Here is a 26,185-nt window from a genome sequence, read left to right as displayed (position 1 = left end):
CCACGTGATCACCAACCTGCTGGTCGCCAACCGGGGCGAGATCGCCCGCCGGATCTTCCGCACCTGCCGCGACCTCGGCATCGCCACCACCGCCGTGTACGCGGACCCGGACGCCGACGCCCCGCACGTCCGCGAGGCCGACGCCGCCGTCCGGCTGCCCGGCGCCGCGCCCGCCGACACCTATCTGCGCGGCGAGCTGATCGTCGAGGCGGCGCTCGCCGCCGGCGCAGACGCCGTCCACCCGGGCTACGGGTTCCTCTCCGAGGACGCCGCCTTCGCCCGCGCGGTGCGGGCGGCCGGGCTGCTCTGGGTCGGCCCGGAGCCGGCGGCGATCGAGGCGATGGGCTCCAAGACCGCCGCCAAACGCCTGATGGCCGCCGCCGGGGTGCCCGTCCTCGACGCGCTGGACGCCCCCACCGAGGCGGACCTGCCGCTGCTGGTCAAGGCGGCGGCCGGCGGGGGCGGGCGCGGCATGCGCGTGGTGCGCGCCCTCGCCGACCTGCCGGCCGAACTCGCCGCCGCCCGCGCCGAGGCCGCCAAGGCCTTCGGCTCCGACGAGGTGTTCTGCGAGCGCTACCTGCCCGCCGGACGGCACGTCGAGGTCCAGCTGCTCGCGGACGGGCACGGTACGGTCTGGGCGGTCGGCGACCGGGACTGCTCGCTCCAGCGGCGCCACCAGAAGGTCGTCGAGGAGGCCCCCGCGCCCGGGCTCGACCCGGCCGTGCGCGCCGCCCTGCACGAGGCCGCGGTGAGCGCCGCCGGGGCGGTCGGCTACACCGGCGCCGGGACGGCCGAGTTCCTGCTCGGACCGGACGGCCGCTGCTGGTTCCTGGAGATGAACACCCGGCTGCAGGTCGAACACCCGGTCACCGAGGCGGTCACCGGCCTCGACCTGGTCGCCCTCCAGCTCGCCGTCGCCGAGGGCCGGGCGCTGCCGGGGCCCGCCGCCCCGCCGGTCACCGGCCACGCGATCGAGGCCCGGCTCTACGCCGAGGACCCGGCGCACGGCTGGCGGCCCGCCACCGGCACCCTGCACCGCCTGGAACTCACCGTCCCGCACGAGGAGTTCACCGGCCGGGGGGTGCGCCTGGACTCCGGCGTCGGGGACGGCGCCGAGATCACCCCGCACTACGACGCGATGCTCGCCAAGGTGATCGCCTGGGCGCCGACCCGGGCGGCCGCCGCCCGGCGGCTGGCGGACGCGCTCGCCCGCGCCCGGATCCACGGGCCCGCCACCAACCGGGAGCTGCTGGTCCGCGCCCTGCGCCACCCGGCCTTCCTGGCCGGGCAGCTGCACACCGGCTTCCTCGCCGAGCACGCCGCCGCCCTGACCGCCCCGGGCCCGACCGCCCCGGACCTGCGCGGAGCGGGCCGCGCCGCCCTGGCCGCCGCCCTGGCCGCCGCCCTGGCCGACGCCGCCGCCCGCCGCACCGCGCTGCCCTCCGGCTGGCGCAACCTGCCCTCCCAGCCGCAGCTCAAGCGCTACCGGACGCAGGACGGGACCGAGCACGAGGTCCGCTACCGGCTCACCCGCGCGGGCCTTCGCGCCGAGGACCACCCGGACGTCGAGCTGGTCGAGGCCGCCCCCGACCTGGTCGTGCTGCGCGAGGGCGGGCTGCGGCGCGCCTACCGGGTCGCCCGCTACGGGGACCGGGTGCACGTCGACACCCCGGCCGGCGCCACCGCGCTCACCGCCCTGCCGCGCTTTCCCGACGCCCTGGTGCGCACCGACCCCGGCGCACTGCTCGCCCCGATGCCCGGCACCGTCGTGCGCATCACCGCGGCCGTCGGCGACACCGTCACCGCCGGCCGGACGCTGCTCGTGCTGGAGGCGATGAAGATGGAGCACCGGATCGCCGCTCCCGCCGACGGGATCCTGGTCGAACTCCGCGCCACCCCGGGCCGGCAGGTCGAGACCGGCACCCTGCTCGCCGTCGTGAAGTCCTCCGCACAGTCCTCGGAACAGTCCGCCGCACAGTCCCCGGCACAGTCCCCCGAAGAGGTCTGAGGAAGGACCGCGCATGTCCGCCATCGGCAGCCAGCTCCTCGAAACCCCCGAACGCCGCGCCCTGCGCGCCGCCGTCGCCGGCCTCGGCGCCCGCTACGGCTCCGCCTACTACCTCGCCCGGGCCCGCGCCCACGAGCCCGCCGACGAACTCTGGGCCGAGGCCGGCAAGGCCGGCTACCTCGGCGTCAACCTCCCCGCCGAGTACGGCGGGGGCGGCGGCGGGATCACCGACCTCGCGATCGTGCTGGAGGAACTCGGCACCGCCGGCTGCCCGCTGCTGCTGCTGATCGTCTCCCCGGCGATCTGCGGCACCGTCATCGCCCGCTACGGCACCGAGGAGCAGAGGCGCCACTGGCTGCCCGGATTCGCCGACGGCAGCCGCCGGATGGCCTTCGGCATCACCGAGCCGGACGCCGGCTCCAACTCCCACCGGATCTCCACCGTCGCCCGCCGCGACGGCGAGGACTGGCTGCTGACCGGCCGCAAGGTGTTCGTCTCCGGCATCGACCACTGCGACGCCGTGCTGTTCGTCGCCCGCACCGAGGACGCCCGCACCGGGAGGCTGAAGCCCGCGCTGTTCGTCGTACCGCGCGACACGCCCGGCTTCGAGTACCGCCCGATCCCGATGGAACTCGTCGCCCCCGAACGGCAGTTCCAGGTCTTCCTGGACGACGTCCGGCTGCCCGCCGACGCGCTGGTCGGCGACGAGAGTGCCGGGTTGCTGCAACTCTTCGCCGGCCTCAATCCCGAGCGGATCATGACCGCCGCGTTCTCCCTGGGCCTCGCCCGCCAGGCGCTCGGCAAGGCCGTCGACTACGCGCGCACCCGCACCGTCTGGTCCACCCCGATCGGCGCCCACCAGGGCCTCGCGCACCCGCTGGCCCGGTGCGCGGTGGAGGTCGAACTGGCCCGGCTGATGACCCAGAAGGCCGCCCTGCTGTACGACGCGGGCGAGGACGCCGCCGCCGGCGAGGCCGCCAACATGGCCAAGTACGCGGCCGGCGAGGCCGCCGCCCGGACCGTCGACCAGGCCGTGCAGACCCTGGGCGGCAACGGCCTCACCCAGGAGTACGGGCTCGCCGCGCTGCTCGCCGCCACCCGGGTCGGCCGGGTGGCGCCGGTCAGCCGCGAGATGGTCCTCAACTACGTGGCCCAGCACTCGCTCGGCCTGCCGAAGTCCTACTGAGCCGGCAGCGGGTGGCCACGGCCTCGAACGGATCGTCGCATCATCGTTCTGACATCTGACCGGGCGTCCGGGCCGAGGACCCCACCGACCCGCCCCCACCTCGGAATTCGCCGCACTGCGCCACCCCTGCGCCCCGCGCGCTCCGCCAAACGTCCGTCACTGGGGCGCACCGGGCGCCCACTGTCCGTATGCTCCTGTCCGCACGCCGCACGGCCGGTCGCCACGACCTCCAGCCGGCCGTCCCGCCCCGCGCCAACAACCGCACAGGAGGCACGCCTTGGTGTTCCACAGCGAGTTCCCGGACGTCGGCATCGTCGACCTCGCCCTGCACGACGCCGTCCTCGGCGAGGCCGAGCGCCACGGCGACCGGCCCGCCCTCATCGACGGGATCACCGGCGAGACCGTCACCTACGCACAACTCGCCCATGCCGTGGGACGGGTGGCCGCCGGCCTCGCCGCGGCGGGAGTCCGCCAGGGCGACGTGGTGGCGCTGTTCAGCCCCAACAGCATCCGCTACCCGATGGCCTTCTTCGGCGCCACCCGGGCCGGCGCCACCGTCACCCCCGTCTCCTCGCTCACCACCCACGGCGAACTCGCCGGCCAGCTCACGGACAGCGCCGCCCGCTGGCTGATGACCGTCTCGCCGTTCCTGCCCACCGCCCGCGCCGCCGCCGAGAAACTCGCCGCCGACGGCCGCCCGCTCGCCGGGATCCTCGTCCTGGACGGCGCCGAGGGCCACCTCTCGCTCGCCGACCTGCTCGCCGCCACCGGTCCCGCGCCCGAGCTCGCGCTCGACCCGGCCGAGGCCGTCGCCGTGCTGCCCTACTCCAGCGGCACCACCGGACTGCCCAAGGGCGTGATGCTCACCCACCGCTCGATCGCCACCAACCTCGCGCAGACCGACGCCGTCTTCCGCCCCAAGCCCGGCGAGCGCGTCCTCGCCGTCCTCCCCTTCTTCCACATCTACGGCCTCGCCGCCCTCCTCCACCAGCCGCTGCGCTGCGGCGCCACCGTGGTCGTGCTGCCCCGCTTCGACCTGGAGCAGTTCTGCCGCACCGTCCAGGACCAGCGGGTGCAGTCCGTGCTCGCCGCCCCGCCGATCGTCCTCGCCCTCGCCAAACACCCGGTGGTCGAGCAGTACGACCTCTCCTCGGTGGAGTACCTGCTGTGTGCCGCCGCCCCGCTGGACGGCGAGCTCGCCGAGATCTGCGCCCGCCGCCTCGGCCTGTCGCACATCCTCCAGGGCTACGGCATGACCGAGCTCTCCCCGGTCAGCCATGTGATGGACCCGACCGACCCGGACCCCTCCCCGGGCTCGGTCGGCCGGATGGTGCCCTCCACCGAGCTGCGGGTCACCGCCCTCGACGGCACCGGCGCCGACCTCGGCACCGGGGAGCGCGGCGAGCTGCTGATCCGCGGCCCGCAGGTGATGAAGGGCTACTTCGGCCGCCCCTCCGACACCGCCGCCATCGTCGACGACGACGGCTGGCTGCACACCGGCGACATCGGCTTCGTCGACGAGCGCGGCTACCTGCACATCGTCGACCGGGTCAAGGAGCTGATCAAGTACAAGGGCTACCAGGTCGCCCCCGCCGAACTGGAGGCGCTGCTGCTCAGCCACCCGCAGATCGCCGACGCCGCCGTGATCGGCGTGCGCGACGCCGAGGGCACCGAGTGCCCCAAGGCCTTCGTGGTCCGCGCCCCCGGCAGCGCGCTCACCGAGCAGGAGGTCGCCGCCTTCGTGGCCGGCCAGGTCGCGCCCTACAAGAAGGTGCGGGCGGTGGAGTTCCTGGACGCCGTCCCGAAGTCCGCGGCCGGCAAGATCCTCCGCCGCGAGCTGCGCGAGCGCGAGGCCGCCGCCGCCCGCTGAAGCGGCCGGGCGGCGTCCACCGGTGCGGCCGTCCCACCGGCCGCACCTCCCACGACCGTCTGCGAGGATCGACCAGCCGCCAGCCCCGCACGGACAGGAACCGCCGCCGCAGATGACCACGCAACCGGCCGCCCGCACCCCCCGGCAGGACCGCAGCCGCGCGACCCGGGCCCGGCTGCTCGCGGCGGCGGTCGACTGCCTCGCCGAGCTCGGCTGGAACGGTTCCACGGTCGCGGTCGTGGCCGAGCGGGCCAGCGTCTCCCGGGGCGCCGCCCAGCACCACTTCCCGACCCGCGAGGACCTCTTCACCGCGGCCGTCGAACACGTCACCGCCGAGCGGCTCGCCGCCGTCCGCGCCCACGCGGACGCGCTGCCGGACGCCGGCCCGGCCCGCACCGAGGCCGTCGTGGACATGATCGTCCGCCTCTACACCGGCCCGCTGTTCCGCGCCGCCCTCCACCTGTGGGTCGCCGCCGCCACCGAGGAACCGCTGCGCGAGCGGATCATCGGCCTGGAGGGCCACGTCGGCCGCGAGGCCCACCGCGCCGCCGTCGAGTTCCTCGGTGCCGACGAGACCCGGCCCGGCGTGCGCGAAACCGTGCAGGCCACCCTCGACATGGCCCGCGGACTCGGCCTCGCCAACCTGCTCACCGACGACAGCACCCGACGATCCGGGGTGATCCGGCAGTGGGCGAGCCTTCTGGAGAGTACGCTGCGGCCGGTACGCCCATGACGCCCGTACACCTGGACGACCGGTGCCCCTCACCAAGGGGTCGCCGGGCGGCCGATGTCCGTGCAGTCTGGAGAAGAACCCCGGCCGCACGGACCCACGAGGCCCGCCCGGCCGGGCACGAGCCGAACCGGGGTGCAGCCTGATCATGCGGAGAGACGAGTGGGACGCCACCAATGCCACCGGCCCCGGAGCCGGCGCCAGCCCCGCCCGCCTGGACGGCCATCGCCTCGTCCCGCTCGCCACCGCCCTGCTCCAGGACGACGGGCTGATCCTGCACTGGAGTGAGGACGCCGAGGCCCTGCTCGGCTGGAGCGCCGAGGAGGCCGTCGGCAGCCACGCCGCGCGGCTGCTCATCGACGACAGCGACCGCCCCGAGGTCCTCGAACTCTTCGAGCGCATCCTCGGCGGCAAGGGCTGGTCCGGTGTCTTCCCGGTCCGCCACCGCGACGGCCGCACCGTCGAGCTCGAGCTCCGCACCCACCCGATCGCCGGACCCGGCGGCACCCTGCTGCTGCTCGCCACCGCCTCCGACACCGCCGCCCTGCACCGGGTGGAGGCGGACCTCGCCGTCCTCGACGGCATCTTCGGCCAGTCCCCGATCGGGATGGCGGTCTACGACACCGAGCTGCGGTACGTCCGGCTCAACGAGTCACTGGCCCGGATGAACGGCCTCCCGGTGGCCGACCACCTCGGACGGCGGATCAGCAGCATCCTGCCCGGCATCAACAGCACCGAGATAGAACAGATCATGAAGCAGGTGCTGGCCACCGGCCGCCCGGTGGTCGACGCCCGCTCGCACGGCCGGGTCCCCGGCGACCCGCGCCGCGACCGCGCCTGGTCCGCCTCCTACTTCCGGCTGGAGGACTCCACCGGCCGGGTCTTCGGCGTCTGCTCCTCGATCATCGACGTCACCGAGCGCTTCCAGGCCGAGGCCCGCGCCGCCCGCGCCCAGGAGCGCCTGGCCACCATCGCCGAGGCCACCGCCCGGATCGGCACCACCCTCGACCTCCAGCGCACCGCCGAGGAGCTCATCGAGGCCGTCGTCCCGCGGTTCGCCGACTTCGCCACCGTCGACCTGCTGGAAACCGTGCTGCGCGGCGCCGAACCCACCCCCATCCCGGAGGACCGCGGCGTCCAGCTGCGGGCCGTCGCGGTCGGCGAGTCCTACGACACCGGGCTCGTGCACGCCGTCGACGTCGTCGGCGAGGTCTCCGAGTACGCCCCCGAGCGCAGCTACACCCAGTGCCTGCGCAGCGGGCGCCCGCTGCTGCGCGCCCACGTCGACGCGGAGGTGCTGCGCGGACTGGTCGCCAGCCCCGACCGGGTCGCCCCCGGCCTCGCCGCCGGCATCCACTCCTATCTGATGCTGCCGGTCACCGCCCGGGGCATGGTCCTCGGCGGCGCCGAGTTCATCCGGATGCGCAACCCCGAGCCGTTCACCGCCTCCGACGTCGCGCTCGCCGAGGAACTCGTCGCCCGCACCGCCCTCGCCATCGACAACGCCCGCCTCTACCGGCGCGAGCGCGAGACCGCGCTCACCCTCCAGCGCAGCCTGCTGCCCCAGGAGATCCACCGCACCCTCGGCCTGGAGATCGCCTACCGCTACCTGCCCTCCAGCGTCACCAGCGAGGTCGGCGGCGACTGGTTCGACGTCGTCCCGCTCTCCTGCGGCCGGGTCGCGCTGGTGGTCGGCGACGTCATGGGCCACGGCATCCGGGCCGCCGCCACGATGGGCCAGCTGCGCACCGTCGCCCGCACCCTGGCCACCCTGGACATGCCGCCCGAGCAGGTCCTCACCCGGCTCGACGAGACCGCCTCGGGCATCGGCGAGGGCCAGTTCGCCACCTGTATCTGCGCCGTCTACGACCCGCTGGAACGCACCCTTCAGATCGCCTCGGCCGGGCACCTGCCACCCGTCTGGGTCGCCCCGGACGGCACGCCCCGCCGGGTCGAGATGCCGCCGGGCGTGCCGCTCGGCGTCGGCGGGGTGGCCTTCGAGTCGGTCGAGTTCACCCTCCCCGAGGGCGGCATGGTCGCCCTCTACACCGACGGGCTGGTCGAACGGCGCGGCCAGGACCTCGACGACGGCATCGACCTGCTCGCCCGCACCCTGTCCGGCCCCGGCCGGACCCTGGAGGAGAACTGCGACGCCGTGCTCGGCGCGCTGGTCAGCGGCGGCAGCGACGACGACATCGCGATGATCATGGCCCGGGTGCTGCCGCTGCCCGCCGACCGGGTCGCCACCCTTCCGCTCACCGGCGGCGGCCGCCTGCCCGGAAAGGCCCGCCGCTTCACCCGCGCCACGCTCGACGCCTGGGGCCTGAGCACGCTCTGCGACTACGCCGAGCTGCTGGTCAGCGAACTGGTCACGAACGCCCTGCTGCACGCCGACGCCCCGCGCCGGCTGCGGCTCTTCCGCGACCGGGTGCTCACCCTCGAGGTCTCCGACGCCGGCGGCCAGACGCCCCAGCTGCGCCCCTTCGCGGAGCAGGACGAGGGCGGCCGGGGCATGTTCCTGGTCAGCGAACTCGCCCAGCGCTGGGGCAGCCGGCTGACCCGGGACGGCAAGGTGGTCTGGGCGGAGCTGGAACTGCCCTTCGGCACCGGCTGACCCGCCGGGAGCCGCCGCACACGGCGGTTCCCCGCCTCCCCGGTGCGGGGACGCGGGGAACCGCGGCCTCAGGCGTTCGCCTTCTCGGGCGCCCGCCCCTGCGCCTGCTCCCGGTCCTGGTCCGGTGCCGACTCCGCCGCCGCACCGTGGGTCAGGCCCCGGAGCAGCCGCCAGGCCAGGACCGCCGCGCCCAGCAGCAGCGCGCCCGCCATCACCCCGGCCACGTTCACGCCGTGCACGAACGCCTCCCTGGCGCTCGCCAGCAGAGGTCCGGCCAAGGTGTCCGGCAGTCCGTGCGCCGCCTCCACCGCTCCGCCCAGCGACTCGCCGGCCTGCGCGGCCGCCGCCGGGTCCGTCCCGGCCGGGACGGCCAGCCGGTTCGCGTACAGCGAGCCGACCAGCGAGCCGACCAGGGCGATGCCGAGCGCGGTGCCCAGCTCGTAGGCCGTCTCGGAGACCGCCGACGCGGCGCCGGCCTTGTCACCGGGCGCGGCGCCCAGCACCAGGTCCGCGCCGAGCGTGTAGACCACGCCCTCGGCCGTGCCGACCAGCAGGAAGGCGGCGGCCAGCAGCAGGTACGTGCTGTCCTGCTGGATCCAGCCGAGCAGGCCGATCCCGACGCCCATCGCCAGCAGGCCGAGGGTGAGCGCGGTGCGGGCGCCGGTGCGGCGCACCAGCCGGGCGGTCAGCAGACCGCCGACGACCGCGCCGGCGAAGGCCGGCAGCTCGGCCAGCCCCGCCTTCAGCGGCGGGTAGCCGCGGACCAGCTGCAGGTACTGGGAGGTCACGAAGACGATGCCGGAGAGCCCGATCAGCGCGATCAGCGAGGCCAGCACGGCGGCGGTGAAGCGCCGGTCGCGGAAGAGCCGGACGTCCAGCAGCGGGGTCGCCAACCGCAGCTGGCGGCGGACGAAGACGACCAGCGCGAGCGCGCCCAGCAGGCCTGTCACCGGCACGTCCCAGCGGGCGACGCCGTGCGCGGCGGCCTCCTTGATCGCGTAGACCACGCCGATCACACCGGCGAGCGACAGCAGCACGCTCAGCACGTCCCAGCGGCCCGGCTCCGGGTCCCTGGACTCCGGCAGCAGCCAGGCGCCGAAGACCAGCAGCAGCAGGAGCACCGGGATGTTCAGCAGGAACACCGAGCCCCACCAGAAGTGCTCCAGCAGCACGCCGCCGACCACCGGACCGAGCGCGGCGCCGGCGGACGCGGCGGCGCCCCAGATGCCGATCGCGGTGGCCCGCTCGCGGTCGTCCGGGAAGAGCGTGCGGATCAGCGAGAGGGTGGACGGCATGATGGTCGCCCCGGCCACGCCGAGCAGCACACGGGCCAGGATCAGCCAGCCGGCGCTGGGCGCGTAGGCGGCGAGCAGCGAGGCGGCGCCGAACGCGGTGGCCCCGGCCAGCAGCAGCCGCTTGCGGCCGATCCGGTCGCTCAGCGAGCCCATCGAGACCAGCAGGCCGGCCAGGACGAAGGAGTAGGCGTCGCCGATCCAGAGCAGCTGGGTGCCGCTGGGGCGCAGGGTCTCGCTGATCGAGGGGATGGCCAGGGAGAGGACGGTCGCGTCGACGGCGACCAGGGTGACGGCCAGGACGAGGACGGCGAGGCCGGTCCAGCGCTGGCGGGGCTGGAGGTGGACGGTGCTGCTCATGGGTATCGGTGTCCGGTTTCCGGTCCGGGGTGCGGTGGGTGGGGGAGGAGGATCAGTGCGGGCGCGGTGTCCGCAGGGCGCCGCCGAGGAACAGTTCGGCGAGCGAGAAGGTGGCGTCGCGCGAGGCCAGCCGGCCGTCCTGGACGGCCCAGCCGATCCCGGCGAGCAGGTCGAAGAACGCCTCGCTGAGCCAGGCCGCGGAGAGCTCGATGCGGAAGACCCCCTGCTGCTGCCCGCGCAGGAAGAGTGCGTGCAGGCGGGCGATCTGGGCCTCCCAGAGGTCGTTGACCGCCTCGTCGTCGTAGAGCTGGCTCTCGCCGGTCAGGTAGGCGCAGAGCATGGCGTCCGGGACGGTCTCGTCGATCAGCCGCCGCAGCGCGGTGTGCGCGTCCCCCTCCTCGACCGCGGCGGTGTCGAGCGCTGCGGCCAGGCGCTGCAGCGCGAGCATGCCGACCTCGCGGATCAGCGCGTCCCGGCCCGGGAAGAGCCGGTGCAGGGTGGCGCGGCTGATGCCCGCGGCGCGGGCGATCTCGTCGAGGTGGGCGGTCGGGCGGCGGGAGAGCACGCCGACGGCGGCTTCGAGCACGGAGTCACGGTCGGTGGCCATGGAACGAGTGTACGGCGAATGAGACGCCCATGTCTCAGAATTAATTCCGGCGTCTCGTTCGAGGCGTGACCGTGCCGGGTCGGGACGACAAAGAACCGGGGACGGCGGGTGCCGTCCCCGGTTCTCCTCCCGGTCGTGGCCGGTCAGCTCTGGTTGTAGAAGCCGGTCTCGTCGAGCGGGCGGTCGATCACCATCACCTCGACGTCCGCCGGCGTGAGCAGGAACACCCGGCGGGCGATCCGCTCGATGCCGCCGCGGGTGCCGAAGATCAGGCCGGAGGCGAAGTCCACCATCCGCTTGGCCTCGGCCTCCTCCATCTCCGTGAGGTCCATGACCACCGGGGTGCTCGCCCGGATGTGCTCGCCGACCGTGCGGGCCGCCTCGAACCCCGTCGGCCGCAGGGAGACGATCCTCGTCGGGGCGGGGGAGGACGGTACCGTCTCCTGGTCGACCCACTCGTCCTCGTACACCGCGGCCGGGTAGCTCCCGGAGGGCATCAGCCACCCGTTGTGGTGCTCGTCGCGAAGTGCTCCCATGCCGCGCCTCCCTGCCTCTGTTCCGTACAGGTCCCCCGGTGCGCGTGCCCTTTTGACACGTCATCCACTCGTCGGAACTGTCCGAGTATCGCACTGATCACCGGTCTCGTGCCCGCTCGCGCCCCCCGTACGAGTCGCGCCGTGCCGACGGCCCGGGCGGACCCGGGCATCAGAAGCGACGCGGGAGAAGGACGTACGGTTGCGCGCGTCGAAGATATCGGTCGGGGTCACCGCGCAATTGACCTTCTGTCAACAATGCGGGAACGATTTCACGCGGCACCGACAACGAACCTGCTCGGCCGAGCGGGATCCGCGTATCGCGCGCCCGGCGCGTCGGCCCGGGCGCCCGGCGCTCAGCCCATGGCCGCGCGCCGACGCCGCAGCACTCCCCGCACCACCGAGACCAGGCTCACCAGGCCGAGCAGCACGAGCACCCCGGCCGAGAGCAGGAAGCCCGCCGACCCCGGCTCGCGCGCGGTGGCCGCCGCCGTGACGTAGACGGCGGTCAGCGGGGCCGCGCCCAGCGCGGTCGCGGTGACGAAGGGCAGGAACCGCACCCCGGAGAAGGCCGCGCCGACGTTGCCGGCCTGGAACGGCAGTCCGGGCAGCAGCCGCAGCAGGAACACGCTGCGGAACCCCTGCTCGCTGAAGCGCCGGTCGAGCGCCGGCAGCAGTCGCCCCCGCAGGTACGGGCGCAGCGCCTCGCGGCCGAGCCGGCGGCACAGCACGAACGCGAGCGCGGCGCCGAGCGCGGTGCCGAGGACGGCCAGCGCGGTGCCCTCCCGCACGCCCAGCAGCAGCCCGGCCGCCGCGTTGAGGGCCGGCCTCGGGAAGAAGGCCGCGGTGCCCACCGCGTACACCGCGACGAACAGCGGCGCCCGGGTGTACCAGGGCGTCCCGGCCGACAGCCCGCTGTCGAGCAGCGCGGTCGGGCTCCACAGCAGCAGCGAACCGGCCGCCGCCGCCAGGATCACCAGCAGCAGCGCGAGCCGCAGCCACGCCGAGCGCGGCACCTGGGGGCGCGGCGCGCCACCGCTCCGGTCCGGCGGCGGCGCGGCCTGCGGTGCGGGCTCCGGGGCGGCCACGTCGGTGGGCGGCGGGGGTGTCACGGCTGCGGGCACGCGCAGAGCCTAACCGGCGCCCCCGGCTGGCCCGGCACCGGTGCCGGTGCCGGGACGCCCGGGAGTCCCGCGCCCCCGGTGGAGTGCGGCGCCCCCAGGCAGCAGCACGGACATGACCCCTCCGGCCCGGCCGAAGGCATCCGATCATGCCGTGCTGCCGTTCGGGAACCCGTTTTCCGGACGGGCGCTCAGCGCGGTCCGTCGGTGAAGTCCGACGGGAACCAGATCTGGTTGTAGGCGGCCCCGGAGGGGCCCATGGGCCACTGGATGACGGGCGCGCCGTCGTCCTTGGAGCCGCCCGCGACGTCCAGGGCGAGCTTGCTGACCTCGTTGAGGTAGTAGCGGCTTCCGGAGTGCGCCAGGACCTCGGTCCATTTCTGGTTGGTGCCGGCGTTGCAGTCCCAGATCACCGGCCGGGTGCCGGGGACGGTGCTGTACCCGGGGTTGTCCAGGCACTTGCCGCTGTGGACGTTGACCAACTCGTGGTTGGCGGTCCAGTACCACTTCTGGTTGTCGCCGCCGTGACAGCTCCACTGGCGGACGGCGGCGCCGTTGGCGGTGCCCCAGTCGGCGACCTCCAGGCACTTGGCGGAGTTGAGGTTGGAGATGGTGAACGGCGCGGTGAACGGCGCCGGCGCGGCGGACGCCGGGACCGCGAAGGCGAGCCCGGCGGCCAGCGCGAGGACGGCGGCGGCGGAGGCGGTGCGAAAAGACATGGAGCTTCCTCGTTCTTTTCAGAGGGTGACGGAGGGTTGGAGCCCGTGGTCGGCGGTACCGGCCGTTCAGCGCGGCCAGAGGGACCACAGCTGGTTGGCGCCCCCGTTGGCTCCCCAGGTGGCGACCGGGGTGCCGTCGGCGGGGTTGCCGCCGGGAACGTCGAGCACCAGCCCGAGGCTGGACAGGTAGCCGGGCGAGGGGAGCCCCAAGCCCGGGACCCTCCAGCTCTGGTTCGCCGCCGCCGGATAGGTGTTGCATGCCCACTGGATCACCTGGGTGCCCCAGACGCGACTGGCGCCGGGGATGTCCAGGCACTTGAGGCTGTGCACGTTGTTGAGCCTGTCGCCGATCGGTGCCCACCGTTGATTGGTGCCACCGGTGCAGGTCCACTGGCGCACGGGGGCGCCGTCGTCGGTGCGCCAGTCGGCGACCTCCAGGCACTTCCCGGTGGCCAGGTTCCGCAGCTCGAAGATGAGCGGCGGACCGGTCTGCTCCGCGTGGGCCGTGCCGGTTCCGGCGAGGGGGAGGGCGGTGGCGAGGACGGCGGCGGCGAGAGCGGCGCGCCGGGACGGGGCGGTACGAGGGGACACGGGGATCCTCCTGAGGGCGGTCGCCGGTTCGGTCCGGTCAGCGTGGGAGGAACTGCCACTTCTGGTTGGCGCCCTCGTTGGCTCCCCAGGTGACGACCGGGACGCCGTCGGAGGGGTCGCCGCCGGGGACGTCGAGCACCAGGTCGAGGCTGGAGAAGTAGCCGGGCAGGGAATAGCGGCCAGGGAAGGGGAAGCTCCATTGCTGGTTCGTCGCCCAAGGAGAGGTGCTGCAGGGCCACTGGATCACCTGGGTGCCCCAGACACGGCTGGCACCGGGGATGTCCAGGCACTCGGCGCTGTGCACGTTGCGGAGCTGCTGGCCGTTCGGCGTCCATATCTGGTTGCTGCCGCCCGTGCAGGTCCACTGGCGCACGGGGGCGCCGTCGTCGGTGCGCCAGTCGGCGACCTCGAGGCACTTCCCGGTGGCCAGGTTGCGCACCTCGAAGAAGATCGGGGCGCCGGTCTGTCCCGCGTGGGCCGTGCCCGTTCCGGCGATCGGGAGCGCGGTGGCGAGGGCGGCGGCGAGGGCGAGCAGGGCGGCGCGGGTGCGGCGTCTGTGGGTGGGGGCGGGGTCGGTCACGGGTGTCCTCCTGAGGTGCGGCGGGTGGTGCGCTCGGACAGGAAGTCGAGGAGTCGGTGCCACGACGCCCGTGCGGCGTCGAGGTGTTGGACAGCCGCGAGTTCGAAATAGTTGTGCGGAGCCTGAGGAAAAGTCATGAACTCGTGTTCACAGCCGGCCCGGGTGAGTGCGTCGTCGAAGGCGGCGACCGCGCTCGGCGGGATGTGCTCGTCGGCGCCGCCCCAGAAGGCGAGGATCGGCGCGGTGAGTCCGGCGGCGAGCTGGGTCGGTCCCGGGGCGCCGTTGAGGGTGTCGGGGTAGCCGTAGAAGCCGACCGCGCCGGCCAGGCCGAAGCGCGGCGCGGCGGCGCGGAAGGCCTGGCGGCCGCCGAAGCAGAAGCCGAGCGCGACGACCTCGGCGGCGCCGAGCGCGCGCAGCCGGTCGGCGCCCGCGGCGAGGTCGGCGTCGAGGCCGTCGGGGGTGAGGGCGAGCAGGTGCGGCAGCAGGTTCGGCAGCTCGCCGAATTCCGGTGCGCGGCGCTCCGGGTCGGCGCCGGCGGTGCGCCCGTAATAGTCGACGGCGAGCGCCGGGAATCCCTGTTCGGCGAGCCGGACGGCGGTCTGCCGGTAGAAACCGGAAAGGCCCTTGTTGTCCGGCAGGACGAGCACGCCCGGCCCGGCGGGGTGTTCGGGGCGGGCCAGGAAGGCGCCGACCGCGGTGCCGTCCGCCGAGGTCAGGGTGAGTGCGGTGGCCTCGGCGAGGACGTGGGCGGCGGGGGTGAAGAGGGGCGGGGCGGCGTCGGCCTCGTAGCACATGGGAAATCCTTCGCGGTCGCGGAACCGCCGGGCCCGCGGTGTGCGGGTCCGGCGGTCCGAGATGCTAGCGAGAATTCCCCAAGGAATTTCCGATCATATCGCAGGCATATTTTTTTCGAAAGCCTTTTTCGATTCCGGAGTGGTCACGCTTTCCGATGTGTGCTCCTCGGCGCGGCGCAGCGCGCCCGCGCTCAGCATCAGGGCCGCCGACAGCGCGGTGACCACGCCGAAGGAGGCGGTGAGCGAGGTGGCCTGGGCGAGGCCGCCGACGATCGCGGGGGCGATCAGGCCCGAGGTGTAGGTGACGGTGGCGACGCCGGCTATGGCCTGGCTGGGGTTGCTGCCGATCCGGCCGGCCGCGGCGAAGGCCAGGGGGACCACCACGGCGACACCGACGCCGATCAGCGCGAATCCGGGGATGGCGAGCGCGGGGCGGTCGGCGGCGACCACCAGGAGTCCGCCGGCGGTGGCGATCGCGCCGCTCAGCCGGGCGGCCCGGACAGCGCCCAGCCGGCGGATCGCCGCGTCGCCGGCCAGCCGGCTGACCGCCATGGTGAGCGAGAACGCGGTGTAGGCGGCGGCCGCCACGGTGGGCGAGGCGCCGGTGACGTCGCGCAGGTAGACGCCGCTCCAGTCCATCGAGGCGCCCTCGGCGAACACCGCGCAGAAGCCGACCAGTCCGATCACCAGCGAACTGCGCGGCGGCAGCGCGAACCGCGGCGGCGCCTCGCTCTGCTCGGGCGCGCGCCGGTCCGGCAGCGCGCCGCAGGCCAGTTGGGCGAGTGCCAGCAGCGCGAAGGCGGTGACGCCGATCTGCACCCGGGGGTCGAAGCCCTGATGGGCGGCCAGGATGGCGACGCCGGCCGCCACCAGCCCGCCCGCGCTCCACATCCCGTGCAGGCTCGACATGATGGAGCGGCCGAGCCGCTGCTCGATCTCCACGCCCTGCGCGTTCATCACCACGTCCGACATGCCCGCCGTCGCGCCGTAGGCCAGCAGGACCAGGCAGAGCACCGGCAGCGAGGGGGCGAGCACGGGCAGGGGCAGGCCCAGGCAGCAGAGCGCCATCAGCCCGGCGACCGCCGCCCGCCCGCCGTAGCGGTGGACGACCCGGCCGGCCAGCGGCATCGCGAGGGAGGAGCCGATGGCCGGCATCACCAGGGCCAGGCCGAGCTGGCCGGGGGAGAGGCCGAGGTGGTCCTGGATCCACGGGATCCGGCTGACGAAGGTGCCGCCGACGGCGCCGTGCACGGCGAAGACGAGGGCGACGGCGACGCGCGCGCGGCGTGCGGAGCCCGCGCCGCCGAAGGGTGGTCCTGCTGGGGTCAGGCTGGTGGTCATCCGGCTCTTCCCTCCCCGCCGCGCGCGGCGCGGCGGTGCCCTGGGGTGGTGTGGTGGGTGCGGTGGTGCCCGTCGACGTGGCAGCGGCGACGGTTCGATAAACTATCAGGAAGGAACCCTGATAGAAACACTCTGGAAGGATGTCCGGCCATGACCACCGCGCGAACGGCCACGCCGAGCACCGCCCGGGCGATCAACGACCGGTTGGCGCTCAATCTGCTGCTCGACCAGGGACCACTCACCGCGACCGAGCTTCGCGACCTCACCGGCCTCTCCCGGCCCACGGTCGCCGACCTGCTCGACCGGCTCCAGCGGACCGGCCTGGTCGCGGTCGTCGGCGAACGCGGCGAACAGCGGCGCGGCCCCAACGCCCGGCTCTACGCCCTGGTCGCCTCCCGCGCCCACCTCGGCGCCGTCGACGTCCGCTCCGGCGGCGTCACCCTGGTCGTCGCCGACCTCGCCGGGCAGACCCTGGGCTCCGCCGAACTCGCCGTCGCCGAGCCCGGTACCGACGCCGCCGCCCACCGCGCCGCCGCCGGCCGGATCGTCCGTACCCTGCTCGACACCGCCCGCCGGGCCGGCGCCGGGCACCTGCACACCGTCGCCGTCGGCGCCCCCGGCCTGGTCGACCCGGCCACCGGCCGGCTCCAGTCCACCGGCGAACTGCCCACCTGGCACACCGAACTCCTCGCGGCCCTGGACGACCTGCCCGGCACCGACGTCATCCTGGAGAACGAGGTCAACCTCGCCGGGCGCGCCGAGTACCGGATCGGCGCGGCCCGCGGCCGGGACGACTTCGTCCTCGTCTGGCTCGGCCACAGCGTCGGCGCCGCCGTCGTCCTGGACGGCAAGCTGCGCCGCGGCGCCCGCGGCGGCACCGGGGAGATCTGCTTCCTGCCCGTCCCCGGCACCGTCGCCATGCCCTCCGGGACCAGCTGCGAGGGCGGCTTCCACAGCCTGGCCGGCAGCGCCGCCGTCTGCGCGCTGGCCCGCGACCACGGGCTGCCCGCCGGTCCGGCCGACGACGCCCCCGCCGCCGAGGCCGCCGTCCGCGCGGCCCTGGAGGCGCTCGGCGACGGGCAGCCGGGCGGACCGTTCCTGGACGCGCTCGCCGAGCGGATCGCCGTCGGCGTCTCGGCGGTCTGCGTGGTCCTCGACCCCGGCTGCGTCGTGCTCGGCGGCGAGATCGGCCGGGCCGGCGGCGCCGAGCTCGCCGCCCGGGTCGAACGGCGGCTCGCCGGCCTCTCCCCGCTGCGCACCGAGGTCCGGCCCGGCGAGGCGGGCGGTGGGGCGGTGCTCAGCGGCGCCGTGCTCACCGCGGGCGACGCCGTCCGCCGGGACCTCTTCGGCGAACCGTAAGGGGGTGTGCGCCCGCGGCCGGGCGGTACGGCAGGATGGGCCGCGGGGCCGGGACCGGGCGGGGGCGAACCACGGCCGTCCGTCCCCCGGCCGACCGACCGCACCACCGTCAGGAGTCGCAACCATGGGCCAGCCCGGGGCACCGGCCAACCCGTACCGCATCGGCGAGGCCGCGGCGCTGCTCGGCGTGAGCGCCGACACCATGCGGCGCTGGGTGGACGCCGGCCGGATCGCCGCCGAGCGCGACGAGCACGGCCACCGGATCATCGCCGGCGCCGTGTTGGCCGCCTTCGCGCGCGAACTGGCCCGCCCCGAGACCGCCGCCGCCGAGGGCCGCCCCTCCTCGGCCCGCAACCGCTTCCCGGGCATCGTCACCGACGTGGTGCTCGGCGACGTCGCCGCCCAGGTGGAGATCCAGGCCGGGCCGTTCCGGGTGGTCTCGCTGATCAGCCGGGAGTCGGCGGAGGAACTGGAACTGGTTCCGGGGGCACCCGCCACGGCCGTCATCAAGTCCACCAATGTGATGATCGAACGACGCTGAACGCCACGAGCCGGGCGCCGACGAGCCGGGCGCCGACGAGAGGACCGCCGATGCCCCACGAACCGCTGCCGTCCACCCAGAGCGCCGTCTCCGCCGTGGAGGCGATGGCCGCCCGGCACGGCCGCTCCGTGCGCACCAGCCACGACATCGGCCGTGACCAGACCTTCGCCGGCCTCGTCGGCGCCGACGAAGCCGGCGGCGGCAGCGACGAACTGGCCGCCATACCGCACGAGGCGCTGATCGAGATCGCCGGACCGCCCGAGGTGACCGTCCGTCTCTTCGCCCACGACGAGGCCGTGGTCACCGTCGACGACATCGCCTTCGACGTGCCGCGCGACAGCGTCCCGGCCTTCCTGAACTCCGTCTGGACCGGCCTGGTCCACCTGAAGCAGCGGGTCTTCCCGCCCTCCTGCACCATGATCGTCACCGTGCCGGGCGAGCCGAGCTACCGTGAGGCCGTCACCCTGTACACGCTGACCCCGTGGCTGGCCCGCCGGCTGCGCTGACCCCGGCCGCCCCGCGAAGACCGCCGCTCCGACCCGATGAACGGACCGAAGAACGGACCGATGAACGGACCGATGACCGCCTCCGCCGCCCGCCGCCCCGTCCTCGCCGTCGCCCACCGCGGCGACCCGTACCGCCACCGCGAGAACACCCTGCCCTCCGTGGAGTCCGCCTTCGCCGCCGGCGCCGACGCCGTCGAGGTGGACGTCCGGCTGACCCGCGACCGGGTCCCGGTGCTGCTGCACGACGCCACCCTGGAACGCCTCTGGGGCGACCCGCGCCCGCTCGCCCGGCTCACCGCCGAGCAGCTCGGCGCCTTCGACGACGGCCGCCACCGCGTCCCGACCCTCGCCGAGGCGCTCAAGGCCACCGCCGCCGCCGCGCCCGGCGCCAAGCTCCTCATCGACCTCGACGACGCGGGCCCGGCCGCCGCCACCTGGGAGGTCGTCACCGGACTCGGTGCCGAGCGGCGGGTCGGCTTCTGCGGCCCCGCCACCGCGATGCTGGCCGTGCGGGCCCTCGCCCCCGACGCCGAGATCGCGCTCACCTGGAAGCAGCCCCGGCTGCCCGTGCGCGCCCTGCTCGACGACCTGCGCCCGCGGTACCTCAACCCGCCGTTCGGCCTGGCCACCCCCGGGTTCACCGCCGCCGCCCACCAGGCCGGGCTGGCCGTCTCCACCTGGACCGCCGACCTGCGCCGCACCATGCGCAAGCTGAGCGAGGCCGGCGTCGACTCGATCACCAGCAACCGGATCGCCCTGCTGCGCGCCGTCCTGGACGGCGGTCGGTGACCGAGGACACCCCGGGGGAGGACGGCGGGGTGCTGGGCCTGCGGGCGCTCGGCCGCGCGCTGCTGGCCCGTCAGCACCTGCTGGAGCGCACCGCCGCCACCCCGGCCGCGATGGTCGGGCACCTCGCCGGCCTCCAGGCCCAGGCCGCCCCGCAGCCGCCCTACCTCGGACTGCTCGCCCGCCTCGACGGCTTCACCCCCGAGGCGCTCACCGCGCTGATCGAGACCCGGCGGGTGGTGCGGATCGCCCTCCAGCGCGGCACCATCCACCTCGTCACGGCCGAGGACGGCCTGACCCTGCGTCCCCTGCTGCAGCCGCTGCTGGACCAGCAGCTGCGCACCACCTACGGCAAGCGGCTGGCCGGTCTCGACCTCGACGCGCTCGCCGCCGAGGCCCGCGCCCTGGTCGAGGCGGAGCCGCGCACCTTCCAGCGGCTGGGCGCCGAACTGGCCGCCACCCGCCCCGACCGCGATCCGGCCGCCCTCGCCCAGGCCGCGCGCTGCCTGCTGCCGCTGGTGCAGGTCCCGCCGCGCGGCCTGTGGGGGCGCGGCGGCCCCGCCGCGCACACCACCGCCGAGGCCTGGCTCGGCCGGCCGCTCGACCCGGCGCCCCCGCCCGACGGCCTCGCGCTGCGCTACCTCGCCGCCTTCGGCCCGGCCACCGCCGCCGACCTGCAGAAGTGGTGCGGCCTCAGCCGGCTCGCCCCGGTGCTGAAGCGGCTCGCCCCGGGCCTGGTCACCTTCCGCGACGAGCAGGGCCGGCTGCTGTACGACCTGCCCGACGCGCCCCGGCCCGACCCGGACACCCCGGCCCCGGTCCGGCTGGTCGCACCGTTCGACAACCTGCTGCTCTCGCACGCCGACCGGACCCGGGTGCTGCCCGAGGCGTACCGGCCGCGGGTGATGACCCAGAACGGCATCGTGCTCGGCAGCCTGCTGGTGGACGGCCTGGTCGCCGGGAGCTGGCAGCTGGCCGAGCAGGGCCCCGGGGAGCGGTCGGTGACGGTCCGCCCGTTCACGCCGCTCGCCCGGGACGACCGGGACGCGGCCCGGGCCGAGGCCGAACGGGTGCTGGCCTTCGCGGGCGGCGACGGCGCGGTGCGCTTCGAGGAGGCCGGGTAGCGCGTTCGACGGCCGGACGGATGCGCGGGGCGCCGTGACTCATTGGGGTGGTCCCGCGGCGGTGCTCCGTGCCCGTACCGCCGCGGCTGGCTTGAATCGACCCACCCTTCGGAGGGCGGCGCCGGCTGCGGCGGCCGCCCCCGTTCACCAGCGTTCCGCATCGAAGTGGAGTCGGCCGTGGCCCCCGTGAACAATGGCGTCTACGCGATCGCCAAGCCCGAGGAGCAACTGCTCACCCTCCAGGCCGCCAAGGAGTTCGTGGTGGTCCTGGCCCCGACCGGCGAGCCCGGCGCGCAGGAGTGGGAGGTGACCGGCTGCGACAACGGAAACGTCGTCATCAGGAACCTCCGGCACGGCGCCTACGTCGGCCTGGACGGTCCGCCGGAGGAGGACCAGCAGGTCCGGGGCACCGCCGAGGCGTTCGAATGGGCCCTGTACCAGGCCGCCGAGCCGTTCTCCTTCCACGTGGTCCTCCCGGGGGGCCCGGTCGACGGCCGTGAGCTGGCGCTGGACCTGAGCGTGCTGGACATCTTCCCGCCGCGCACCGCGCTGCGACCGCTGGAGGTTCAGGGCCAGGAGCAGGCCTGGCTGTTCCAGTTCCACGAGTGAGTGGCGGCTCGCCCGCCCCGGTCGTGCCCGAGACCGCCGGGGCGGGCGCGCCCGAAAGGCGGCAAATCAGGCATATGATCACACCATCTGCTGAGATAGGGCAGACCTGGACCGATCGACCGGACGGAGGAACGGATGCCGGGGCAGACTCCGCCCGAACGGCGACCCGCCGACCACCGACGCCCCTACCTCATGCTGCCGGCCCCGATCCGGGCCGCCGCCGCCTGGTCCGCCGCGCTCGTGCTGCTCATCACCGTCGCCTCGCTGGTCGTCTTCGCCCTGGTCGAACTGCGGGCCGCCACCGTCCCGGTGATCCTGGCCCTGCTCGGCACCTCGCTGCTCCAGCCCGTGATGCCGTGGATGGTCCGACGCGGTGTCAGCCGCTCCGTCGCCGCCGGGCTCACCTGCGCCGTGCTGGTGGCCGCGGTCGGCGTGGTGATCGCCCTGCTGGTCAACTCCCTGGTGCACAGCGCCCCGCAGATCGCCTCCGCCCTCCAGGAGGCCGGTGACCGGCTCGCCGAATGGCTCGGCCCCTTCGGCGAGAAGATCCGGCACGTGCTGGACAACGCCCAGGGCGAGACCAACACGCTCGTGACGACCCTCACCGACAGCGTGCTCTCCGGGCTCGGCCTCGCCACCCAGATCGCCACCGGCGGGGTGCTCGCCCTCGCCCTGGTCTTCTTCTTCCTCCGCGACGGCCACCGCACCGGCGAAGTGATCCGCTCCTACCTGCCCGACCGCACCGCCGAGACGGTGGTGGCCTGCGGGGAGCGGGCCTTCGACGCGATGGCCGGCTTCATGCGCGGCACCACCCTGATCGCCCTCATCGACGCCTTCTTCATCACCGTCGGACTGCTCGTCCTCGGCGTCCCCGGCGCGCCCGGCCTCGGGGCCCTGGTCTTCATGGGCGCCTACATCCCGTTCGTCGGCGCCTTCCTCTCCGGCACGGTCGCCGTGCTGGTCGCCCTCGCCGACGGCGGCCTGGGCACGGCGCTCTGGGCGCTCGGCGTGGTGCTCGCCGTCCAGGTCGTCGAGGGCAACATCCTGCAGCCGCTGATCCAGAGCCGGACGGTGGAACTCCACCCGGCCACCATCATGGTCGCCGTGGTGGCCGGCTCCGGGATCGCCGGCATCATCGGCGCCCTGCTGGCCGTCCCGGTCTGCGCCGCCGGGCTCGGGGTCGTCTCCGTCCTGCGCGGCGACCCCGGCCGGCGCCGCCGCGCCGACCGCGACGGGGCCGCCGCCCTCGCGGACGCGGCTCAGGAGTAGGCGAGCGGACGGCCGCGCCGCAGCGTGTACTCGGCGGCGCGCAGGAAGAGCGCGGCGTGGAAGGCCACGTCCAGGTCCTCCGTCCAGCGGCCGGGGAAGGCGGTGGCCGCGGCGGCCGCCTGCCCGTCGAACCAGTGGCCGATCTCCAGGTTGTCGCAGTGCTCGGGTATCCCGGGCGGCAGCGCGAGCAGCTCCGCCAGCCGCCGGGCGGCCGCGAGCGCCCGGCGGGCGTCGCCGACCGCCGTCACGTCGTTGTACGCGCACGCCACCGGTAGCACCAGCGGCGCCTCCAGCTCGACGGGCAGCAGCACGTCCCAGCCGAGCAGCGCCTCCAGCGTGCCGTCGGCCGACTCCCGGCAGAACCGCTCGAACCCGGAGACCGGGCGGTACATCTTCGCCTCGAAGTGCTGCCCCGAGCCCGCCCGGAACTCCGTTGCCGGCGGACAGACGAACGGCGGCAGCCCCCGCGCCGCCAACGCCGTGTCGATCTCCCGGCCGACCGCGCCGAACACCTCGTCGTCGAGCCAGTCGTCGGCCTCGACGCTCACCAGATAGACACCCATGCCGGGGACGTTAGACGGCCCTACCGACAATCCGCCGCCGCCGCGAAATCCGGTTGCCCGGGCGGGGCGGGTGGGGGAGAGTGCTGCGGACGGGTCGGACGGGTCGGACGGGTCGCCGGAGGGCGGCGGTCCGGAGCGGGACGGGAGCTGACGGTGGAACGGATCGTGGTGTCGGACGCGGCGGCCGGGCCGTACGGGATCACCGTCGGGCCGGACGGCGCCCTGTGGTTCACCCTGGTGCACGCCGGGCAGGTCGGCCGGCTGGCGGCCGACGGCGCCGTCACCCGCTACGGGCTGGACGCGCCCGGCTGCGGGCCCTCGGTGATCACGGCGGGCCCCGACGGCGCGCTCTGGTTCACCCGGATGCGCGACCACCGGATCGGCCGGATCACCGTCGACGGCGAGGCCCGCTCCTTCGCCCTGCCCACCGGGGGCGGGCCGTACGGGATCGCGGCCGGCCCGGACGGCGCGCTCTGGTTCACCGAGCTGAACGCCGACCGGATCGGGCGGATCACCGTGGACGGCGAGGTGACCGGGTATCCGCTGCCGGTCGCCGGCGGCTACCCGTCGATGATCACGGCCGGGCCGGACGGCGCCCTCTGGTTCACCCTCAACCAGGCCCATGCGATCGGCCGGATCACCGTGGACGGCGAGGTCACCCTGCACCCGCTGCCCACCGAGGGCGCCGCACCGGTCGGCATCGCCCGCGGCGGCGACGCGCTCTGGTTCACCGAGATCGGCGCCGGCCGGATCGGGCGGATCGCCGTGGACGGCACGGTGACGGAGCATCCGCTGCCCGACCGGGCCGCCCGCCCGCACGCCGTCGCCGCCGGGCCGGACGGCCGGCTCTGGTTCACCGAGTGGGCGGCCGGCCGGATCGGCTGCCTCACCCCCGACGGCGGCTACACCGGCCACCCGCTGCCGGTCGAGGGCGCCGAGCCGCACGGCATCGCCGTCGGCCCGGACGGCGCGGTCCACGCGGCGCTGGAGATCGGCGAGATCGTGCGGCTGGAGCCGTAGCGCCCGTCACCGCCGGTGGTGGGCGGCCGGGGTGTGGCCGAAGGTGCGGCGGAAGACGTCGATGAACGCGCTGGCCGAGGCCCAGCCGCAGCGGTGCGCGACCGCGGTGACCGGGACGTCCTCGGCCAGCAGGCGCAGGGCGTGGTGCAGTCGCAGCTGGGTGCGCCACTGCGGAAAGGTCATGCCCAGCTCCTCGCGGCAGAGCCGGCTGAGCGTGCGCTCGCCGGCCCCGGCCGCCCGGCCGAGTTCGCCGAGGGCGCGGCCGTCGGCCGGGTCGGCGTCGAGCAGGGCGGCGACCGCCGCGAGCCGGGGGTCGCGCGGCACCGGCAGGTGCAGCGGCTGCTCGGGGGCGCGGCGCAGCTGGTCCAGCAGGACGGCCAGCATCCGCCGCCCCTCCGGCGTGCCCTCGGCGCCCGGACTGCTGTAGGCGATCAGCAGCTCGCGCAGCAGCGGGCCCACCGTCAGCACCGCCGGGCGGGTCAGGCCCAGCGGATTGTGACCCAGTGGCAGGCCGACCGTGTGGAGCACGGTGGGCCCGTAGGCGCGGTGCCGGTGGCCGGTCCCGGCGGGGATCCACAGCGCCCGGGTCGCCGGGGCGACCCAGGTGCCGGCGGCGGTGGTCACCGCCAGTACGCCCCGGCCCGCGTAGACGATCTGGTGCGCCTCGTGGCGGTGCTCGGAGACGGTCGAACCGGCGGGCAGCGGGCGGGTGACCGTCAGATCGGACGATGAGCGGGATTGGCGGGAATACGGCATCGTCCGGCACTTTATCGGAAGTCCGCCATCCCCCGGCGGGCCGAGGATCGCTCCGTGACCACTCTCCGATCCCGTCCCGCCTCCGGCGCCGCCCCGATCGCGGTGCTGGCGGCCGGCCATGCCGCCGTCGACCTCTACCAGGGCGTCGTGCCCGCCCTCGTCCCCTTCCTCGTCGCCGAGCGCGGCCTCGACTACGGCTCCGCCGCCGGGGTCGTGCTGGCCGCGACCCTGCTCTCCTCGATCGTGCAGCCGCTGTTCGGCGCGCTCACCGACCGCTGGGCGATGCCCTGGCTGATCCCGGCCGCCACCGCCGCCGCCGGGATCGGCGTCGGGCTGGCCGGGTTGTTCGGCCCGTACGCGCTGCTCTGCGCGGCGGTCGCGCTCTCCGGGGTCGGGGTCGCCGCCTACCACCCCGAGTCCGCGCGGCTGGCGCGCGCCGCGAGCGGCGACAGCCACACCCGGATGGGCTGGTTCTCGCTCGGCGGCAACATCGGCTTCGCGCTCGCCCCGCTGCTGGTCGGGCCGGTGCTGGCGGCCGGCGGGCTCGGCGCGACGCCCTGGCTGGCCCTGCCCGCGCTGGCCGCGGCCCTGTTCACCGCGCCGGTGGTCCGCGCGCTGGCCGCCCGCGCCGCCGCCGGGCCCGCCGCCGAGGGCGCGGGCGCCGGGCGGCGCGACGACCGGGCCGCCTTCCTGTGGCTCTCGGCGGTGATCGGCTGCCGCTCGGTGGTCTTCGTCGGGCTGAGCTCCTTCGTGGCCCTCTACGCCCAGCAGCGGCTCGGCCGCACCGACTCCGCGGTGGGGACGGCGGCGCTGTTCACGCTGTTCGCGGGCGGCGCCGTCGGCACGGTGCTCGGCGGCTGGTGCGCCGCCCGCTGGGGCCGGGTGCGGACGGTCCGGCTGTCGTACGCGGCCGCCGTCCCGGCCGTGGCCGGACTGCTGCTGGTGCCCGGCCAGGTCGCCCTGTACGGCTTCGCCGCGCTGATCTCGCTGGCCCTGTACGTGCCGTTCTCGCTCCAGGTGACGCTCGGCCAGGACTACCTGCCGAGCCGGATCGGCACCGCGAGCGGGGTCACCCTCGGCCTCGCCGTCAGCGTCGGCGGCCTGGCCGGCCCGGCCATCGGGCTGCTCGCCGACCACACCGGCCTGCGCACCGCGCTCGCGCCGCTGGCCGTGCTGTGCGCGCTGGCCTGGGCCCTCGCCCGGCGCCTGCCCGAGCCGGGCGGCGCGCCCGCCGGGCCGGTCGCGCCGGAGGCGGTCGCCGCGGTGCCGGTGGCGCCGGCAGGGCGGGCCGGGCAGCCCTGAGGGC

General features: G+C 75.2%; 25 protein-coding genes. 14 read left to right on the top strand and 11 right to left on the bottom strand.

What is annotated here, in order from left to right; all coding sequences use genetic code 11:
• The first annotated feature begins 4 nt into the window (after window positions 1–4).
• The 5 genes from ACFCLZ_RS04360 to ACFCLZ_RS04340 all read left to right on the top strand — a co-directional run bounded on the left by ACFCLZ_RS04360 (window position 5) and on the right by ACFCLZ_RS04340 (window position 8,408).
• On the top strand, window positions 5–2,008 hold the full coding sequence (locus ACFCLZ_RS04360; protein ID WP_380283311.1) for a biotin carboxylase N-terminal domain-containing protein: 2,004 nt from the start codon (window positions 5–7) through the stop codon (window positions 2,006–2,008).
• A 13-nt stretch (window positions 2,009–2,021) separates the two neighbouring features.
• On the top strand, window positions 2,022–3,194 hold the full coding sequence (locus tag ACFCLZ_RS04355; protein ID WP_380283310.1) for an acyl-CoA dehydrogenase family protein: 1,173 nt from the start codon (window positions 2,022–2,024) through the stop codon (window positions 3,192–3,194).
• A gap of 277 nt (window positions 3,195–3,471) precedes the next feature.
• Complete coding sequence (locus ACFCLZ_RS04350) at window positions 3,472–5,064, top strand: AMP-binding protein (RefSeq protein ID WP_380283309.1); 1,593 nt, start codon at window positions 3,472–3,474, stop codon at window positions 5,062–5,064.
• A 112-nt stretch (window positions 5,065–5,176) separates the two neighbouring features.
• Window positions 5,177–5,797, top strand: coding sequence for a TetR/AcrR family transcriptional regulator (locus tag ACFCLZ_RS04345; protein ID WP_380283308.1), 621 nt, complete (start codon window positions 5,177–5,179; stop codon window positions 5,795–5,797).
• 145 nt (window positions 5,798–5,942) lie between these two features.
• The gene (locus ACFCLZ_RS04340) at window positions 5,943–8,408 is read left to right on the top strand and encodes a SpoIIE family protein phosphatase (RefSeq protein WP_380283307.1); all 2,466 of its coding nucleotides are present in this window, start codon (window positions 5,943–5,945) and stop codon (window positions 8,406–8,408) included.
• Window positions 8,409–8,476: 68 nt separating this feature from the next.
• On the opposite strand, the gene ACFCLZ_RS04335 is transcribed toward ACFCLZ_RS04340, so the two are convergent.
• The 9 genes from ACFCLZ_RS04335 to ACFCLZ_RS04295 form a co-directional block, all read right to left on the bottom strand.
• Window positions 8,477–10,060, bottom strand: a complete 1,584-nt coding sequence (locus tag ACFCLZ_RS04335; RefSeq protein ID WP_380283306.1) for an MFS transporter — start codon at window positions 10,058–10,060, stop codon at window positions 8,477–8,479.
• 52 nt (window positions 10,061–10,112) lie between these two features.
• Window positions 10,113–10,667, bottom strand: a complete 555-nt coding sequence (locus ACFCLZ_RS04330) for a TetR/AcrR family transcriptional regulator (RefSeq protein ID WP_380283304.1) — start codon at window positions 10,665–10,667, stop codon at window positions 10,113–10,115.
• Between the two features lie 143 nt (window positions 10,668–10,810).
• Window positions 10,811–11,203 (bottom strand): cell division protein SepF, encoded by a 393-nt coding sequence (locus tag ACFCLZ_RS04325; protein ID WP_380283303.1) that lies wholly within the window; start codon window positions 11,201–11,203, stop codon window positions 10,811–10,813.
• Between the two features lie 353 nt (window positions 11,204–11,556).
• The gene (locus ACFCLZ_RS04320; protein WP_380283302.1) at window positions 11,557–12,324 is read right to left on the bottom strand and encodes a TVP38/TMEM64 family protein; all 768 of its coding nucleotides are present in this window, start codon (window positions 12,322–12,324) and stop codon (window positions 11,557–11,559) included.
• 188 nt (window positions 12,325–12,512) lie between these two features.
• Window positions 12,513–13,040 carry an RICIN domain-containing protein gene (locus ACFCLZ_RS04315; protein WP_380283301.1) on the bottom strand — a complete coding sequence of 176 codons (528 nt, stop codon included), beginning with the start codon at window positions 13,038–13,040 and terminating at the stop codon, window positions 12,513–12,515.
• Window positions 13,041–13,106: 66 nt separating this feature from the next.
• Complete coding sequence (locus tag ACFCLZ_RS04310) at window positions 13,107–13,631, bottom strand: RICIN domain-containing protein (RefSeq protein WP_380283300.1); 525 nt, start codon at window positions 13,629–13,631, stop codon at window positions 13,107–13,109.
• Between the two features lie 37 nt (window positions 13,632–13,668).
• Window positions 13,669–14,211, bottom strand: coding sequence for an RICIN domain-containing protein (locus ACFCLZ_RS04305; protein WP_380283299.1), 543 nt, complete (start codon window positions 14,209–14,211; stop codon window positions 13,669–13,671).
• Entirely contained in the window at window positions 14,208–15,005 is a 798-nt protein-coding gene (locus tag ACFCLZ_RS04300) for a dienelactone hydrolase family protein (protein ID WP_380283298.1), read from the bottom strand. Before ACFCLZ_RS04300 ends, ACFCLZ_RS04305 begins: the two co-directional genes overlap by 4 nt.
• Window positions 15,006–15,098: 93 nt before the next feature.
• Entirely contained in the window at window positions 15,099–16,346 is a 1,248-nt protein-coding gene (locus tag ACFCLZ_RS04295; RefSeq protein WP_380283297.1) for an MFS transporter, read from the bottom strand.
• Between the two features lie 150 nt (window positions 16,347–16,496).
• Here ACFCLZ_RS04295 and ACFCLZ_RS04290 point away from each other — a divergent pair, with 150 nt between their 5' ends.
• The 7 genes from ACFCLZ_RS04290 to ACFCLZ_RS04260 all read left to right on the top strand — a co-directional run bounded on the left by ACFCLZ_RS04290 (window position 16,497) and on the right by ACFCLZ_RS04260 (window position 22,540).
• On the top strand, window positions 16,497–17,705 hold the full coding sequence (locus ACFCLZ_RS04290; RefSeq protein WP_380283295.1) for an ROK family transcriptional regulator: 1,209 nt from the start codon (window positions 16,497–16,499) through the stop codon (window positions 17,703–17,705).
• A gap of 124 nt (window positions 17,706–17,829) precedes the next feature.
• Window positions 17,830–18,246, top strand: a complete 417-nt coding sequence (locus ACFCLZ_RS04285; RefSeq protein ID WP_380283294.1) for a molybdopterin-binding protein — start codon at window positions 17,830–17,832, stop codon at window positions 18,244–18,246.
• Window positions 18,247–18,296: 50 nt separating this feature from the next.
• A complete protein-coding gene (locus tag ACFCLZ_RS04280; RefSeq protein WP_380283293.1) occupies window positions 18,297–18,752 on the top strand; it encodes a hypothetical protein in 456 nt (151 codons plus the stop codon).
• Between the two features lie 60 nt (window positions 18,753–18,812).
• Window positions 18,813–19,541 (top strand): glycerophosphodiester phosphodiesterase, encoded by a 729-nt coding sequence (locus tag ACFCLZ_RS04275; protein ID WP_380283292.1) that lies wholly within the window; start codon window positions 18,813–18,815, stop codon window positions 19,539–19,541.
• Window positions 19,538–20,662 carry a winged helix DNA-binding domain-containing protein gene (locus ACFCLZ_RS04270; protein WP_380283291.1) on the top strand — a complete coding sequence of 375 codons (1,125 nt, stop codon included), beginning with the start codon at window positions 19,538–19,540 and terminating at the stop codon, window positions 20,660–20,662. The genes ACFCLZ_RS04275 and ACFCLZ_RS04270 overlap by 4 nt, the downstream gene beginning before the upstream one ends.
• 177 nt (window positions 20,663–20,839) lie before the next feature.
• Window positions 20,840–21,271: a hypothetical protein gene (locus ACFCLZ_RS04265; protein WP_380283290.1), complete on the top strand. Its 432-nt coding sequence runs from the start codon at window positions 20,840–20,842 to the stop codon at window positions 21,269–21,271.
• A gap of 135 nt (window positions 21,272–21,406) precedes the next feature.
• The gene (locus ACFCLZ_RS04260) at window positions 21,407–22,540 is read left to right on the top strand and encodes an AI-2E family transporter (RefSeq protein WP_380283289.1); all 1,134 of its coding nucleotides are present in this window, start codon (window positions 21,407–21,409) and stop codon (window positions 22,538–22,540) included.
• Here the strand turns inward: ACFCLZ_RS04260 and ACFCLZ_RS04255 are convergent.
• Window positions 22,531–23,103: a hypothetical protein gene (locus ACFCLZ_RS04255; protein WP_380286434.1), complete on the bottom strand. Its 573-nt coding sequence runs from the start codon at window positions 23,101–23,103 to the stop codon at window positions 22,531–22,533. The genes ACFCLZ_RS04260 and ACFCLZ_RS04255 overlap by 10 nt on opposite strands.
• Window positions 23,104–23,250: 147 nt before the next feature.
• Here ACFCLZ_RS04255 and ACFCLZ_RS04250 point away from each other — a divergent pair, with 147 nt between their 5' ends.
• Entirely contained in the window at window positions 23,251–24,123 is an 873-nt protein-coding gene (locus ACFCLZ_RS04250) for a virginiamycin B lyase (RefSeq protein ID WP_380286073.1), read from the top strand.
• A 6-nt stretch (window positions 24,124–24,129) separates the two neighbouring features.
• Here ACFCLZ_RS04250 and ACFCLZ_RS04245 read toward each other — a convergent pair whose 3' ends face one another.
• Window positions 24,130–24,879, bottom strand: coding sequence for an AraC family transcriptional regulator (locus ACFCLZ_RS04245; protein ID WP_380283288.1), 750 nt, complete (start codon window positions 24,877–24,879; stop codon window positions 24,130–24,132).
• 54 nt (window positions 24,880–24,933) lie between these two features.
• On the opposite strand from ACFCLZ_RS04245, the gene ACFCLZ_RS04240 reads away from it, so the two are divergent.
• On the top strand, window positions 24,934–26,181 hold the full coding sequence (locus ACFCLZ_RS04240) for an MFS transporter (RefSeq protein ID WP_380283287.1): 1,248 nt from the start codon (window positions 24,934–24,936) through the stop codon (window positions 26,179–26,181).
• Window positions 26,182–26,185 lie beyond the last annotated feature (4 nt).

This window comes from Kitasatospora purpeofusca (assembly GCF_042691725.1).
Lineage (GTDB): Bacteria > Actinomycetota > Actinomycetes > Streptomycetales > Streptomycetaceae > Kitasatospora > Kitasatospora purpeofusca_B.
The sequence above is the reverse complement of the archived record's forward strand: the minus strand, read 5'-3'. Positions and strand labels throughout refer to the sequence as shown.

Bases quoted from the DNA above. Each gene is read 5' to 3' on its own strand.
- ACFCLZ_RS04355 (WP_380283310.1), top strand. From the start codon at position 2,022: ATGTCCGCCATCGGCAGCCAGCTCCTCGAAACCCCCGAACGCCGCGCC.
- ACFCLZ_RS04345 (WP_380283308.1), top strand. From the start codon at position 5,177: ATGACCACGCAACCGGCCGCCCGCACCCCCCGGCAGGACCGCAGCCGC.
- ACFCLZ_RS04340 (WP_380283307.1), top strand. From the start codon at position 5,943: ATGCGGAGAGACGAGTGGGACGCCACCAATGCCACCGGCCCCGGAGCC.
- ACFCLZ_RS04335 (WP_380283306.1), bottom strand. From the start codon at position 10,060: ATGAGCAGCACCGTCCACCTCCAGCCCCGCCAGCGCTGGACCGGCCTC.
- ACFCLZ_RS04330 (WP_380283304.1), bottom strand. From the start codon at position 10,667: ATGGCCACCGACCGTGACTCCGTGCTCGAAGCCGCCGTCGGCGTGCTC.
- ACFCLZ_RS04325 (WP_380283303.1), bottom strand. From the start codon at position 11,203: ATGGGAGCACTTCGCGACGAGCACCACAACGGGTGGCTGATGCCCTCC.
- ACFCLZ_RS04315 (WP_380283301.1), bottom strand. From the start codon at position 13,040: ATGTCTTTTCGCACCGCCTCCGCCGCCGCCGTCCTCGCGCTGGCCGCC.
- ACFCLZ_RS04300 (WP_380283298.1), bottom strand. From the start codon at position 15,005: ATGTGCTACGAGGCCGACGCCGCCCCGCCCCTCTTCACCCCCGCCGCC.
- ACFCLZ_RS04295 (WP_380283297.1), bottom strand. From the start codon at position 16,346: ATGACCACCAGCCTGACCCCAGCAGGACCACCCTTCGGCGGCGCGGGC.
- ACFCLZ_RS04290 (WP_380283295.1), top strand. From the start codon at position 16,497: ATGACCACCGCGCGAACGGCCACGCCGAGCACCGCCCGGGCGATCAAC.
- ACFCLZ_RS04285 (WP_380283294.1), top strand. From the start codon at position 17,830: ATGGGCCAGCCCGGGGCACCGGCCAACCCGTACCGCATCGGCGAGGCC.
- ACFCLZ_RS04280 (WP_380283293.1), top strand. From the start codon at position 18,297: ATGCCCCACGAACCGCTGCCGTCCACCCAGAGCGCCGTCTCCGCCGTG.
- ACFCLZ_RS04275 (WP_380283292.1), top strand. From the start codon at position 18,813: ATGAACGGACCGATGACCGCCTCCGCCGCCCGCCGCCCCGTCCTCGCC.
- ACFCLZ_RS04260 (WP_380283289.1), top strand. From the start codon at position 21,407: ATGCCGGGGCAGACTCCGCCCGAACGGCGACCCGCCGACCACCGACGC.
- ACFCLZ_RS04255 (WP_380286434.1), bottom strand. From the start codon at position 23,103: ATGGGTGTCTATCTGGTGAGCGTCGAGGCCGACGACTGGCTCGACGAC.
- ACFCLZ_RS04245 (WP_380283288.1), bottom strand. From the start codon at position 24,879: ATGCCGTATTCCCGCCAATCCCGCTCATCGTCCGATCTGACGGTCACC.